At 56.1% G+C, this 13,096-nt stretch carries 12 protein-coding genes and 1 riboswitch; of the genes, 6 read left to right on the top strand and 6 right to left on the bottom strand.

The window, feature by feature from the left end; all coding sequences use genetic code 11:
* Nucleotides 1–48: 48 nt before the first annotated feature.
* Together BARVI_RS07615 and upp are read right to left on the bottom strand one after the other, a co-directional pair.
* On the bottom strand, nt 49–1,179 hold the full coding sequence (locus tag BARVI_RS07615) for a hypothetical protein (protein WP_025278662.1): 1,131 nt from the start codon (nt 1,177–1,179) through the stop codon (nt 49–51).
* A 42-nt stretch (nt 1,180–1,221) separates the two neighbouring features.
* Nucleotides 1,222–1,872, bottom strand: coding sequence for a uracil phosphoribosyltransferase (gene upp / locus BARVI_RS07610; protein ID WP_025278661.1), 651 nt, complete (start codon nt 1,870–1,872; stop codon nt 1,222–1,224).
* Between the two features lie 270 nt (nt 1,873–2,142).
* Here upp and pckA point away from each other — a divergent pair, with 270 nt between their 5' ends.
* Entirely contained in the window at nt 2,143–3,750 is a 1,608-nt protein-coding gene (pckA, locus tag BARVI_RS07605) for a phosphoenolpyruvate carboxykinase (ATP) (protein ID WP_025278660.1), read from the top strand.
* 120 nt (nt 3,751–3,870) lie between these two features.
* Here pckA and BARVI_RS07600 read toward each other — a convergent pair whose 3' ends face one another.
* Complete coding sequence (locus BARVI_RS07600) at nt 3,871–4,347, bottom strand: DUF456 domain-containing protein (protein ID WP_025278659.1); 477 nt, start codon at nt 4,345–4,347, stop codon at nt 3,871–3,873.
* Between the two features lie 299 nt (nt 4,348–4,646).
* Here BARVI_RS07600 and BARVI_RS07595 point away from each other — a divergent pair, with 299 nt between their 5' ends.
* The 5 genes from BARVI_RS07595 to BARVI_RS07575 all read left to right on the top strand — a co-directional run bounded on the left by BARVI_RS07595 (nt 4,647) and on the right by BARVI_RS07575 (nt 8,363).
* A complete protein-coding gene (locus BARVI_RS07595; protein WP_025278658.1) occupies nt 4,647–5,366 on the top strand; it encodes a tRNA threonylcarbamoyladenosine dehydratase in 720 nt (239 codons plus the stop codon).
* Nucleotides 5,363–6,040 (top strand): ABC transporter ATP-binding protein, encoded by a 678-nt coding sequence (locus tag BARVI_RS07590; RefSeq protein WP_025278657.1) that lies wholly within the window; start codon nt 5,363–5,365, stop codon nt 6,038–6,040. Before BARVI_RS07595 ends, BARVI_RS07590 begins: the two co-directional genes overlap by 4 nt.
* Entirely contained in the window at nt 6,037–6,699 is a 663-nt protein-coding gene (locus BARVI_RS07585; RefSeq protein ID WP_025278656.1) for a NigD1/NigD2 family lipoprotein, read from the top strand. The genes BARVI_RS07590 and BARVI_RS07585 overlap by 4 nt, the downstream gene beginning before the upstream one ends.
* A 2-nt stretch (nt 6,700–6,701) precedes the next feature.
* Nucleotides 6,702–7,010: a DUF3467 domain-containing protein gene (locus BARVI_RS07580; protein WP_025278655.1), complete on the top strand. Its 309-nt coding sequence runs from the start codon at nt 6,702–6,704 to the stop codon at nt 7,008–7,010.
* 150 nt (nt 7,011–7,160) lie between these two features.
* Nucleotides 7,161–8,363: a DUF3843 family protein gene (locus tag BARVI_RS07575; protein ID WP_157232565.1), complete on the top strand. Its 1,203-nt coding sequence runs from the start codon at nt 7,161–7,163 to the stop codon at nt 8,361–8,363.
* Nucleotides 8,364–8,405: 42 nt separating this feature from the next.
* Here BARVI_RS07575 and nrdG read toward each other — a convergent pair whose 3' ends face one another.
* The 3 genes from nrdG to BARVI_RS07560 all read right to left on the bottom strand — a co-directional run bounded on the left by nrdG (nt 8,406) and on the right by BARVI_RS07560 (nt 13,044).
* On the bottom strand, nt 8,406–8,882 hold the full coding sequence (gene nrdG, locus BARVI_RS07570) for an anaerobic ribonucleoside-triphosphate reductase activating protein (protein WP_038534312.1): 477 nt from the start codon (nt 8,880–8,882) through the stop codon (nt 8,406–8,408).
* Entirely contained in the window at nt 8,883–11,264 is a 2,382-nt protein-coding gene (locus tag BARVI_RS07565; RefSeq protein ID WP_025278652.1) for an anaerobic ribonucleoside triphosphate reductase, read from the bottom strand.
* Nucleotides 11,265–11,316: 52 nt separating this feature from the next.
* Nucleotides 11,317–11,524, bottom strand: a riboswitch (cobalamin riboswitch).
* A 308-nt stretch (nt 11,525–11,832) separates the two neighbouring features.
* A complete protein-coding gene (locus BARVI_RS07560) occupies nt 11,833–13,044 on the bottom strand; it encodes a BACON domain-containing protein (protein ID WP_025278651.1) in 1,212 nt (403 codons plus the stop codon).
* Nucleotides 13,045–13,096 lie beyond the last annotated feature (52 nt).

Genomic DNA, 13,096 nt, shown 5'->3' with positions numbered 1-13,096 from the left:
CGCTCTTTCTGCCGTCCGTGTTATTTGTTATTGATTGGAACAATCCGTTCAGATGTCTTTCGTGTAGGCCCTGCGGCGCTTGTGCTGGTGGCGTTCGAAGTATTGCCACTGCGACTGCACCTTCTCGTTCTCTTCGAGCTCGGGGTTACTCTCGGCAAACTTGTAGCCGTTGCGGATAAATACCGGTATGAGGTCGGAGAAGAGGAGGGCGTTGACTCCCTTGCTCTGATAGTCGGGACGCACGGCCACCAACAAGAGGTCGACCCCGTCGTTTTTCCCTTTGAGGGCTTTGAGCAGGTGGATAAACCCGAAGGGGAAGAGACGTCCACGCGATTTCTGCAACGCCCGCGACATGGAGGGAATGGCGATACCCACGGCAATGAGGTCGTCGTGCTCGTCGACAATGAGCGTCACGTTTTCGAGACGCAACAGGGGTATGTACATCTTGACGTAGTAGTCGATCTGCCGCTGCGAGAGGGCCGAGTAGCCATACAATTCGGCATAGGCATCGTTGATGAGGTCGAAAATCTTCTGCCCGTAGTTTCCTTTATACACTTCGGAGGTTTTCTTGAATTTAAGAATCCTCAGGTTGTACTTGCGTTGCACGATATCGCTGATGCGCTGGTGCTTCTCGGGTACGCATTCGGGCACCTTGATTTTGTACTCGACCCAGTCGACGGCCTTTTCATACCCCAAGGCCTCAATGTGATCCACATAGTAGGGATAGTTGTAAATCGAGGCCATGGTGCTGAGTTGGTCATACCCCTCGACCAGTAATCCTTCGGGATCCATATCGGTAAATCCGAGGGGGCCGTGCATCTGGTTCATACCTTTGGAGCGGGCCCAGTTCTCTACGGCATCGAAGAGGGCCTTGCTCACTTCGCGGTCGTCGATAAAATCGACAAATCCGAATCGAGCGGCCTTCTCGCCGGTCTTTTCGTTGACTTTACGGTTGATGATACCGGCTATGCGCCCTACGGGTTTACCGTCGCGATAGGCCATGTAGTACACCGATTCGCAAAAGTCGAAAGCCGGGTTGCTCTTGGCGCTCAGCGTCCCCACCTCGTCCAGAACCAGCGAGGGCACGTAGTATTCGTTACCCTCATAGAGGTCGATCGAGAACCTGGCAAATTTTTTCAAGGCGCGGTTCCCGGCAATTTCCTTAATCGTGATTGACATGATGTTTATAATTTCAGCAATTTATTTCTACCTACACCCCGCCTACTCCTTGATTCCGTATGCGAGGTCACCCGCATCGCCAAGCCCTGGCACGATATAGGAGTGATCGTCGAGCTGGTCGTCGATGGCACCGACCCACAGGGTGGTATCGTCGGGGAAATGTTGTTTCACATAATCGATAGCCTGCCGGCTGGCAATGACCGAGGCGATGTGCACGCTCTTGGGAGTACCCTTGGTGAGCAACGCCTTGTATGACAGCTCCATCGAACCTCCCGTGGCCAGCATGGGGTCGGTGATAACCAGCACTTTCCCGTCGATTCGCGGCGAGGCTATGTATTCGATGAAAATATCGAAATTAAGTTTATCCTTATACTTGCGATAGGCCGAGACAAACGCGTTTTCGGCATCGTCGAGGCAACTGAGAAAGCCTTGATGAAACGGGAGACCGGCCCTGAGAATCGTGGCCAGCACCACCGTGTCGTCGGGTAAATTGACCCGGGCTGTCCCCAGCGGGGTAGTTACCTCTTTTTCAGAGTAATGAAGACGATGGCTTATTTCGTATGCCATGATTTCACCAATACGCTCGAGGTTACGACGGAACCGGATTCGGTCGGTCTGAATATTCACATCTCGCAATTCGGCCATGAACCGGTTTACTACCGAGTTTTTCTCGGCAAAATTGATTACTTCCATATTATCTGTTTTTTGCCGAAGAACAAAAGTACGTATAAATTTTGTTTTAGAAAATTATAAATTGTTTTTTTGGCCGTTTGGAATAAAAAAAGGCTCTTTTTGCTATGCAGGCATAGCGATTGGGGGCATATTTGTAATAAATACAAACAATTAGCGAAAATTTTCTTTAATTAAATCGTTACTTGTGGAATTTGTTGTTAATTTTGCAGTCGGTTTTCATGGACTAAGAAAATAGAGTAATATTTTATAAACCATTAAAATTCAAAAACAATGGCAACATTAGATTTAAGCAAGTATGGTATTAAAGATGTAAAAGAGATTTTACACAACCCTTCTTACGAAGTACTGTTTGAGGAAGAGACCAAAGCAGGCTTGGAAGGCTATGAAAAAGGTCAGGTAACTGAGCTTGGTGCTGTGAATGTAATGACGGGTATCTACACCGGCCGTTCGCCCAAAGACAAATTCTTTGTCATGAACGAAGCCAGCAAGGACACCCTCTGGTGGACCAGCGACGAATATAAAAACGATAACAAACCTTGCTCCGAAGCTGCTTGGGCCGATTTGAAAGCCAAAGCCGTAAAAGAACTCTCGGGCAAGAGACTGTTTGTAATGGATACTTTCTGCGGTGCCAACCCCGCTACTCGTCTGAAAGTACGTTTCATCATGGAGGTTGCTTGGCAAGCTCACTTCGTTAAGAACATGTTTATCCGTCCTACCGAAGAGGAACTGGCCAACTACGGCGAACCCGATTTCGTATCGTTCAACGCTGCCAAAGCCAAAGTTGACAACTACAAGGAACTGGGCTTGAACTCTGAGACGGCTACGGTATTCAACTTGAAGACCAACGAGCAGGTTATCCTGAACACCTGGTACGGTGGTGAAATGAAGAAAGGTATCTTCTCGATCATGAACTACCTGAACCCCCTGAGAGGCATGGCTTCGATGCACTGCTCGGCCAACACCGACAAAGAGGGCAAGAGCACCGCTATCTTCTTCGGTCTCTCCGGTACGGGTAAAACGACGCTGTCGACCGACCCGAAACGTCTGCTCATCGGTGACGACGAACACGGCTGGGACAACGACGGTGTATTCAACTACGAAGGTGGTTGCTATGCCAAGGTTATCAACCTCGACAAAGAGAGCGAGCCCGATATCTACAACGCCATCAAACGTGACGCCCTGCTCGAAAACGTTACGGTTGACGCCAACGGCAAAATCGACTTCGCCGATAAGAGCGTAACGGAGAATACCCGTGTATCGTATCCTATCTATCACATCAACAACATCGTTAAACCGGTATCGAAAGGTCCGCACGCCAAACAGGTTATCTTCCTGTCGGCCGATGCCTTCGGTGTATTGCCTCCCGTTTCTATCCTGAACGCCGAGCAAACGAAATACTACTTCCTCTCGGGCTTCACCGCCAAATTGGCCGGTACCGAGCGTGGTATCACCGAACCGACTCCTACTTTCTCGGCTTGCTTCGGTGCCGCCTTCCTGTCGCTGCATCCTACCAAATATGCCGAAGAGCTGGTTAAGAAGATGGAAATGGCCGGTGCCAAGGCTTACCTGGTAAATACGGGTTGGAACGGTACGGGCAAACGTATCTCGATCCGCGATACTCGTGGTATCATCGACGCTATCCTCGACGGTTCTATCGACAAGGCTCCGACGAAAGTTATCCCCTACTTCGACTTCGTTGTTCCTACCGAATTGCCGGGTGTTGACAAGAACATTCTCGATCCCCGCGACACCTACGCCAACGCTGCCGAATGGGACGCCAAAGCCAAAGACCTGGCCGCTCGCTTCATCAAGAACTTCGCTAAGTTCGAAGGCAACGCTGCTGGTAAGGCTCTGGTTGCTGCCGGCCCGAAACTCTAATCGAAACCATCGATTTGATATAAAAACCGAGGCTGCTCCGTCAGGGAGCAGCCTCGGTTGCTTTTAAATGTATCTTACTTACGAAAGGTGTCCGCCCATAACAACAGCAGCGACTGCCTTTCACACCAGTGCCGCTACAAACTCATAGATGAAATAACCGCACAGCGAGACCTTGATCACCACGCCCAACAGGAAGCCCACAAAGGCACCCAACCCGGCTTTGAGAGCTTCGTGCGTGAGTTTTCCGCCCAACAGTTCACCGATGATGGCTCCCACGAGAGGGCCCAATATGATACCCCACGGGGGAAAGAGAAACATGCCCACCACCGTGCCCACGATACAACCGCGGTTTCCCCACTTGCTACCCCCGCCATACTTGGTGCCGATGAGCGGAGTAAAGTAGTCGAGCACCTGCACGACGATGACCAGAATAGCCCAGACGATGAGCTGGGTGACGGTAAACTGCACCCTGTCGGTGATATGCAGCAACAGCATGCCCACGTAGGCGAGCGGTGGCCCGGGCAGGGCGGGGAGGAAACAGCCGGCCAGCCCCACAAGCAGACACAAGGCTCCCAGAATAATCCATACGATTTCCATATCAATCTCTCTGATTTTCGGTTATTCGGCAATGGCTCCCCCACCTCGAATCCCGAAGCGGATACGGAACCATCTCCTTGACAAAGATAGCATAAATGGCCGAAGAAACAAACCGGTCGCCGCGACACGACCACCCGACACGGCACTCCCCGGCCGCGCCCTTTCAACCGGGCCCGCAACAAGACTTCCGCCAGAGAAAGAGCCCGTGTGTCGATTCATTTTACCGCCGGTATTTCCTGTTTTCTCCAAAAAAAGAGTATCTTCGTAAATTGATTATAACCGACCAAACGAGAAAAACAATGGAAGAGTGGCTGTCACGAACCCGCCTGCTATTGGGCGATGCCGCCATCGAGCGGTTGCAACACGCACACGTCATGGTGGTGGGTGTGGGTGGCGTGGGTGCCTATGCGGCCGAGATGATTGTGCGGGCCGGTGTGGGACGCCTGACGATTGTCGACGGCGACACCGTGGCCGAGAGCAACCTGAACCGCCAGCTCGTGGCGCTGCACAGCACGCTGGGCAAGCCCAAGACCGAGGTCCTGGCGACCCGACTGCTCGACATCAACCCCGGGCTGCAACTCACGGCCGAACAGCGCTACCTCGAAGCCGACGACATACCGGCTCTGCTGGATCGGGAACCGGTCGATTTCGTAGTCGACGCCATCGATACGCTCGCGCCCAAGATAGCGCTCATCACCTATTGCCTGCACCACAAGATACGCATCGTCTCGTCGATGGGCGCGGGCGGTCGCAAGGACCCGTCGGCCATACGCCTGGCCGATATTGCCGACACCTACCACTGCGGTCTGGCCCGGGCGGTGCGGCAGCGGTTGCGCAAAGCGGGCATATCGAAAGGGTTGAAAACGGTGTTTTCGACCGAGCAGCCCGACCCTCGCGCCGTCGTGGCCGTGGAGGGCGAGCGCCACAAGAAGTCGACCGTGGGCACCCTCTCGTATCTGCCGGCCATCTTCGGGTGCCACCTGGCCAGCTATGTAATCCAGAAACTTACCGCGATATGATAGAGATAAAAAACATACACAAGAGCTACGGCTCGTTGGAGGTGCTGAAAGGCATCGACGCCGTCATCGAACAGGGCGAAATCGTCGCCATCGTGGGGGCGAGCGGAGCCGGTAAGACCACGCTGCTGCAAATCGTGGGGACGCTCGACAAGCCCGACCGCGGCGAGATACGCTACGACGGGAAACGGGTGGACAACCTGCCCGACCGCGAGATGGCCCGATTCCGCAACGGGCACATCGGGTTTGTCTTCCAGTTCCACCAGCTGTTGCCCGAATTCACCGCGCTCGAAAACGTGATGATTCCGGCTCTCATCGGAGGCCGCAACAGTTCGGAGGCCGAGCGGGAGGCCAAGCGCATTCTCGACTTTCTGAGTCTGGGCGACCGGCTGGGCCACAAACCGGCCCAACTCTCGGGTGGCGAGAAGCAACGGGTGGCCGTGGCCCGGGCGCTCATCAACCGCCCGTCGGTAATCCTGGCCGACGAACCTTCGGGGAGCCTCGACTCGAAGAACAAAATCGAGCTGCACAAGCTCTTCTTCGACCTGCGCGACGAATTCAAACAGACCTTCGTCATCGTCACGCACGACGAGACGCTGGCCCAGATGACCGACCGCATTCTCTTCATGAAAGACGGTGCGATTGTCGACCCGCCCGAGAAGGAGGTGGAGGTATGAGCCCGACGATTGCCTCCCGCTGGTGGCTCCTCTCCCTGTTGCTGTTGTTGACAACGGCCTGTGAGCAGGAGAAGGATATCTATGGTATCTTCTATGCCGACATTGTCACCTGTCACCGAGGCAACGACGGGACCTACTTTACCCACCAGGCTACCGACTCGGCTCCACTGGATACTCTCTACCCGGTCGGGGCCGTAAACGAGGCGAAGACGGCCGAAGGGGTGCGCGTGCTGCTGCAATACCGTCCTGTCGAGACGTTGGGCGAGAACCGCCAGCGCATCGAGATACAGGCCCTCTCGTCAATACACTTCGACACGCTGCGCCTGGTCTCGCACGAGCAGATGGCCCAACTGCCCGACGATACCCTCTACCTGCAAAGCGTGTGGAAGACCGGCGACTTCCTCAACCTGCGCTACCGCATCGACTACCACAGCCGCCCCCATACTCTCATGCTGGTGGCCGACGAGTCGACCCTCGCGGGCGACACGCTCAAAATGGAGCTGCGCCACAGCCGCAACGACGACCCCGAAGGACACTGGACCAACCTCTACTCGTCGTTCAACATCGAGGGGTATCGCAGCCGTCCCTACACCACGCTGCAACTCTATGTAAACCAAGTGAATTTCAACTACAAATACTATTACTTTAAATTGCATTGATCATGGAAGAGAAAAAAGAGATTCAGATAGAACTGTCGGCCGCCGTGGCCGAAGGCACCTACTCCAACCTGGCCATCATCTCGCACGCCCCGTCGGAGTTTGTCATCGACTTTATCCGCGTTACCCCGGGAGCTCCCAAGGCACCGGTCAAATCGCGCATCATTCTCACGGCCGAACATGCCAAACGTCTGCTGTTTGCCCTGCAAGACAACATTCGCAAGTATGAAGCCCAGTTCGGTCCCATACAGATGAACGACCCGCAACGCGGCGGCGGCATGCCTCCCTTCATGGCTCCCGGCGGCCAGGCTTAACCCCGTTCCCGGGAGCGGGGGATTCTCCATCGGGGAATCTCCCGTCTGCCGACTGTCCCCGGCCAATACCCGCTACCAGCGGTCCCGCGCGGAATCGGGCCGGGAACCCTACCGGCTCCTGTTTTGTTCTACCCTCAAAAAGACGACGACATGAACATCACCTTACAACAATGGCTCGCCCGGCAGCCCTATACCCAAACGACCGACAGCGACCGCTATTACGTCCGGCTCGCCAACCGACTGTACGACGAGATACAACGCTCGCCACTGAAAACCCAATGGAACGACGAAGCGGTGAAATCCATCTGCTGCGACCTCGTGGGCTACTTTGCCGACATCTTGTCGGAGACCGGACTGTGGGCTGCCTTCACGACCCAGCACCGGGCCTTCTACGGCTGCACGCTGCCGTTCTTCGACACTCCAAACTACTACGAGGGCGAGGTCAACCGCGAAGATGTACGGGTGCTGCTGTGGTATCTGTCGGCCGCCTACGGTGCCGAACACGAACTGCTGTCGCCGCTCGACGACCGCCTCATCGCTACGGCCGACCCCATCTACGACCTGTTGGAGAGTGAATATGAAACGGCTCCCGACTCGCCGCTGCTGCAAGAGTTCTGCCTGCCCGAACTGAACGAGACAAGCGACCCCGAGGCACGCTACCGTTTTGCCGAATGGCTCTTCTGGGAGTCGTTCCTGCTGGGGCCGTCGAACCGCTCGCTGGCCCGCCAGCTGCTGCACGAGGTGCACAGCAAGCCGCACCACAATGAAAAGGAGAAGCTCTCCCGACTCGAAAAACTGCGCCGGGAGTCGCTCTACACCCTGCCGGCAGGACCGCTGGCGCTTTTTGCCCACGAATGGGTATCGCTGCTGTGGCAACACACCCTGCCCGAAGAGCCCGAAGAGAAGAAGGAGCTGCACCCCTACTACCAGCAGTTCACCCAGTCGACCGGCGGAAGCCCCGTGAAGTACATCGGCTCCTACACCGAGCTGGACCGCTTCCTCACCGAGGGCATGCAGTGGGGCGAGACCGAGGGCGGACACCTCTCGCACCTGGCTCACAAAAAGAATTTCGTACTCTACGTGACTCCCTACAAAGGTATGCTGGTGGCCTCGGATATTGCACAATACATTGCCGACCCGGCCAACCCCTATTATCGCCCCGAAGAGGCCCGAAAGGGTGCTATCTCGCTGCTTACCCTCCCCGGACGATGCCCCGTGGACCTGCTGCTCTACCTCTGCTCCCACAACCTGTTACCCGATGCCTGCCTGGCCGACGGCGACCCACACCTCGTGGCCGACAACTGGGATTTCATCGCCCGCTGCCTCTTGCAGGATTATTACCGGGCCGTGTAATCTTGTTTCATCTACGCCCCTCTTTTCGTCGACGCGCACCCCTCATCGGGCACGCGACAGGTGCAGTATGCGCTGGTTGCGGCTGCCCCTGAACACCAGCGTGGGGTCGAACAGCGACTGCACGAAGGGACCGTCGACCAGCGTATCGATATAGTCGAGGCAGGGCCGGCGCGCCTCATCGGCCAGCAACGCCTCGTAGGTGTAACCGGTATAGCACCAGATATTCAGGCCAGTATCGGCTTTGAGCCGCTGCAACAAGGCCAGCAGGGCCAGCGGATTGTAAAAGGGGTCGCCCCCCGAGAGGGTGATGCCGTCGAGCAGCGGATTGGCCCGTATCTCGTCGACGATGCGGGCGAGCAACGCCTCGGTGAGCGGTTCGCCCGCCCGGGGATTCCAGCTGCCGGCATTGTGACACCCCCGGCAACGATGCGTGCAACCGGCCAGATAGATGGAATAGCGTACCCCGAAACCGTCGGAGATGGTCTCGGGGTAGACATTGATCAGATGCAACGGCTCCATTTACCTGTGCTTTACGCGGTCGCGCTCCTCGGCCTGCTTGGCCGAATTCCACGATTCGAGACTGCCGGTCAGGTAACCGGTGATGCGCCGCATGCGCGAGATGTTCTCGCTCTTGCACACGGGGCACCGGGTATAGATGACGCCCCGGTAGCCACACGAGCGACAGGTATCGACCGGGTGGTTGATCGACCCGTAACCGATGCCCTCGTCGTGCATCACCTTCACGATTTTCAAGATAGCCGCCACGTTTTTCTTCGCCTCGCCGTCGAGCTCGACATAGGTGATGTGTCCGCCCCGGGTGATGGCGTGGAAGGGAGCCTCCTTACGGATTTTCTCGACAATGGTCACCGGCTCCTTCACATCGATGTGGAAGGAGTTGACGTAGTAGTCGCGGTCGGTCACCCCGGGAATGATGCCGTAGCGCTTGCGGTCCAGCCGGGTGAAACGGCCCGACAGCCCCTCGGCCGGCGTAGCCAGCACCGAGTAGTTGAGGCGATAGCGGCTCTTGTACTCCTCGACTACCTGGTTCATCACCATCACGGCGTCGTAGAGGGTCTGCCACGCCTCGTCGCTGTGGGCATGCCCCTCGCCGTAGATGGCGCACATGGCATTGTGACCGCCGATAAAGCCGATGCCCAGAGTCCCGCTGTCGATGACATCGCCCACCTCATCGTTGGGACCCAACCGGCCTCCCCCCTTCCACACGTCGTTGCCCATCATGAAGGGGAACTGCCGGGCCAACGCCTTGCGCTGGTATTCATAGCGTTCGTGCAGCTGCTCGGCAATCAGGGCGGCGGTAGAGCGCACCTTTTCGAGGAAGAGCATACGGGCCTCGCGACGAACGGCATGCTTGTCGCCGTCGGGGTGCAGCTCCTCGGCTTCGCGCCGGGCCTCGATGGCCAGCCGAGGCATATTCATCGAGGTGAACGAGAGGTTGCCCCGTCCCCACGAACTCTTCACCCCGTGAAGATTCTCAAACACCCGGGTGCGACACCCCATCGTAGCCACCTCGTAACGGAAACGGTCGGGGTCGTCGGCCCGCCACAGTTCGTTCCGGTTGTAGTCGGTATCGAGGAAGAGGAAATTGGGAAACAAGGCGGTGGAGGTGGTGCGGCAGGCTTCGAGCAACAGGTCGAAGTTGGGCGCCTGAAAACGGAGCTTCCCGCCCATCGCCCCCTCGAAGTCGGCCATCGCCGCGGCATAATCGGCATCGCTGTACGAGATGCCCTCCTTCACCTTGAAAATCTGTATCGGGAAGACCGGTACCTCGCCGTGTCCCAGCCCCTCGGTCGTAGCCGAGAGGAGCTCGCGTATAACCATGCGCCCTTCGGGCGAGGTATCGGTACCGTAGTTTATCGAGCTGAATACCACCTGATTACCACCCCGTGAGTGCATCGTATTGAGGTTGTGCACCAGCCCCTCCATGGCCTGATGGGTATCCTTGCGAGTGGTCTCGTAGCTTTGGGTCCAGGCCGTGCGCAGCTCGTCGGCCGAGAGCCCTGCGCCCAACGTCTGCAACCGGGCGGCCAGCGCCTTCAGTTGCACCTCGGAATCTTCAATCGAGGTCACCGTCCCGGCTATCGTCTCTTGGAGCGACGGGCGGTTGCCCTCACCATGCAACCGCAGGATAAAGTCGACGGCCGTCGCCAAATGTTTACGGAAACTCTTCAACACCCCCGGCGCCATAAAGTGGTCGAAAGCGGGAATCGCCTGCCCGCCATGCTGCTCGTTCTGGTTGGTCTGGAAAACGATGGTGGCCAAGGTGGCGTAGCTCTGTATCGACTGGGGGGTACGCACGGTACCGTTTTTCGTGTGGAATCCGCGGTTGAAAATATCCTCCAAGTCATACTGCACGCAGGTGGTCGTCTTGGTGGGATAGTAGTCGAGGTCGTGAATGTGAATGTCGCCCTCACGATGTGCCCGCCCGTAGCGTACCCCCACCAGGTACTTGTAGGCGTAGTCCTTGGTCACCTCCGAGGCAAAGGTCATCATCTGCCCGGCCGGCGTGTGCGACGACATGTTGGCGTTGCTCAGGTTCACGTCGTTCTTCTCGACGGCCACGATGCCGTCCATCACCTGCTTCATCGAGGTGCGTTTCTCGCGCTCCTTGGTGCGCCACTCGCGATAGATGATAAAGCGCTTGGCCACCGAGGGGTTGCGCCGCATCAACTGGCGCTCGACCAGGTCTTGAATCTCTTCGACCGAAATTTCACTCTTGTCGATGGCCGAGGCCACCTCACCGGCAATCTGTTTCACCGAAGCCTCGTCGTCGTTGATACCGTCGGCCCGATAGGCCTTGGCAATGGCCCGCTCGATTTTTTCAATCGAGAAACACTCCCGGGCCCCATCGCGCTTGGCGATGGTAATACCTGCATAATCCATGCTGATTGTTGTTAAGAATTGGATACTGCGAACGTCTCCTCGAACGTTCATTTGCTTCTCTCTCACGCCGGCAGGTCTTCTGGCTCTTCCCTGTCCGGTGACGCCTTCCCGACGTGGCAGAAACAGATTCTCGTCAGTGGCTTCGAGTCAACGGACTTTCGCAGGAATTACAGCAGCGGGACTGCTCGGGATTCTCACCCGATTCCCTTTTTATCGACACCGCCACCCGACGGGGCCGAACCGGAATGCGGGTGTAAAGATAGACAATTTCAGTGCAATCAAACAACATTTCGAGAGAGAAAAGTTTTCTTTTTTGGGAAACTTTTGATAATCAAACTACAAAAAAGTTTTCCAGAACTACAATCAGAAATTACAAGATATTAAGGGAACAGCCTCATCGACATAAAGAGTATATTATCCTGTAAATCAATCTATCATAAAAGAAAAATTCCTGCCCGGCTACCCCAATCGAAAGAGGGGGAGCATAGGACAGGAAATCTTTATCAATTATCCCAAACGCTAAACTCACCGGGAAAGTATGGAGTCGGAACTTGTCTCCAACCGACAGTTATTTCACATACTCGATCTTACACGTGTAATCGACATACTCTTTCGTGGAGCCGTAGTCGGTCGTCTCCCGCGAAATCTCGACAGGCAGTCCCGTTGCGTCGTCGAGGATATAATTATACTTGCTAAGCCGAGGTTCAGGACCGGCACCCGACTCGGAGATTGTCGAGACCATGTGGGTTGCCCGTTTCCCCACGAGCCCGGCCAGGGCAAAGAATTTGTTGGGATCACCCACCGAGTAGTCCCACCCTTCGGAGGTCAATACACACAACCAGTTGAGGTCGATATTGGCCCCATTGGCGATATTGCTATACGTAGCCTTGTCGATCAGATTGTTCTCTGCACCCCACCGCACCTGCACGGGGTTGCCGTTCTCCCAGGTAATGTGCGATGTTCCCTGCTCCGACGAGCTCGACTCGCACCCTACCAAACAGCCCTCGGTGTCGTATGACAGTTGATAGCTCCATGAACCCGAAATCCACTCACCATTCTTTTCATACGTATAGAAGTATTCACCCGATGCAACCCGACCGGCTTCGTCGAGAGTCGCCGTACCCTTGTCGCCATGCGGATCTTCAACCCCGTTTTCGGTCAATACGACTGCATAGGAGACCGCTCCTTGACCATAGGTAAGAGTCATCGTGCGGACTTCGTTAACACCCTCCGAAACGATTTGAGAAAGCCGCCCCGTCTCATCGTATACGAAATCAAAGGCCGATGTCTCTTCGGGTACCACCGTCGTGCCGTCGAGATAGAAGTAAGCTGTCTCAAAGCGAGATACCCGCGGCATATCAAACGCAGGCTCCTGGGGCTGCTCGCCACTGGCGGTCACCCCCTTCTGTTCGATGGTAATCGTCACCCGGGTATCGCCGCACTCGATGGTAACGACGGCCTTGCGGTCCTGCCCGGTGGTATTGGCTTCAAGCGAGACGGTAATCGTGTAGCTGCCGGCCTGGTCGCCGTGGTCGGGCGAAATCGTCACCCAGTCGGCCCCGGCCCGTGTTTCGGCAACCGTAGCCCGCCAGGGGCCGGTTGTGGTAAAGGTGATTCCCTGTGAGGGAGACGCGGTCGTCTGGTCGGCATAAACTGTGTACTCACTCGACGTTCCGGCAGCCAGTTGAACCGCCTGACCTCCGACGTCGGTTCCATCTTCTTTGGAGCAGCCCATCAAGAGAAGGGACAGCAAGGCCAACAGCACATAAAAGTTTTTCATCGTAAAAATTGTTTGTCTGGCACGCCGGCTCCAATCGTGCAAGGTTAATGAA

Source organism: Barnesiella viscericola DSM 18177, assembly GCF_000512915.1.
GTDB classification, from domain to species: Bacteria; Bacteroidota; Bacteroidia; order Bacteroidales; family Barnesiellaceae; genus Barnesiella; species Barnesiella viscericola.
Note: the sequence above shows the minus strand (reverse complement) of the source record. Positions and strands in the feature narration are given on the sequence as shown.

Coding starts and splice junctions, on each gene's coding strand:
- nrdG (WP_038534312.1), bottom strand. CDS start 8,882: ATGGAGCCGTTGCATCTGATCAATGTCTACCCCGAGACCATCTCCGAC.
- BARVI_RS07595 (WP_025278658.1), top strand. CDS start 4,647: ATGGAAGAGTGGCTGTCACGAACCCGCCTGCTATTGGGCGATGCCGCC.
- upp (WP_025278661.1), bottom strand. CDS start 1,872: ATGGAAGTAATCAATTTTGCCGAGAAAAACTCGGTAGTAAACCGGTTC.
- BARVI_RS07590 (WP_025278657.1), top strand. CDS start 5,363: ATGATAGAGATAAAAAACATACACAAGAGCTACGGCTCGTTGGAGGTG.
- BARVI_RS07585 (WP_025278656.1), top strand. CDS start 6,037: ATGAGCCCGACGATTGCCTCCCGCTGGTGGCTCCTCTCCCTGTTGCTG.
- BARVI_RS07575 (WP_157232565.1), top strand. CDS start 7,161: ATGAACATCACCTTACAACAATGGCTCGCCCGGCAGCCCTATACCCAA.
- BARVI_RS07580 (WP_025278655.1), top strand. CDS start 6,702: ATGGAAGAGAAAAAAGAGATTCAGATAGAACTGTCGGCCGCCGTGGCC.
- BARVI_RS07615 (WP_025278662.1), bottom strand. CDS start 1,179: ATGTCAATCACGATTAAGGAAATTGCCGGGAACCGCGCCTTGAAAAAA.
- pckA (WP_025278660.1), top strand. CDS start 2,143: ATGGCAACATTAGATTTAAGCAAGTATGGTATTAAAGATGTAAAAGAG.
- BARVI_RS07565 (WP_025278652.1), bottom strand. CDS start 11,264: ATGGATTATGCAGGTATTACCATCGCCAAGCGCGATGGGGCCCGGGAG.
- BARVI_RS07560 (WP_025278651.1), bottom strand. CDS start 13,044: ATGAAAAACTTTTATGTGCTGTTGGCCTTGCTGTCCCTTCTCTTGATG.
- BARVI_RS07600 (WP_025278659.1), bottom strand. CDS start 4,347: ATGGAAATCGTATGGATTATTCTGGGAGCCTTGTGTCTGCTTGTGGGG.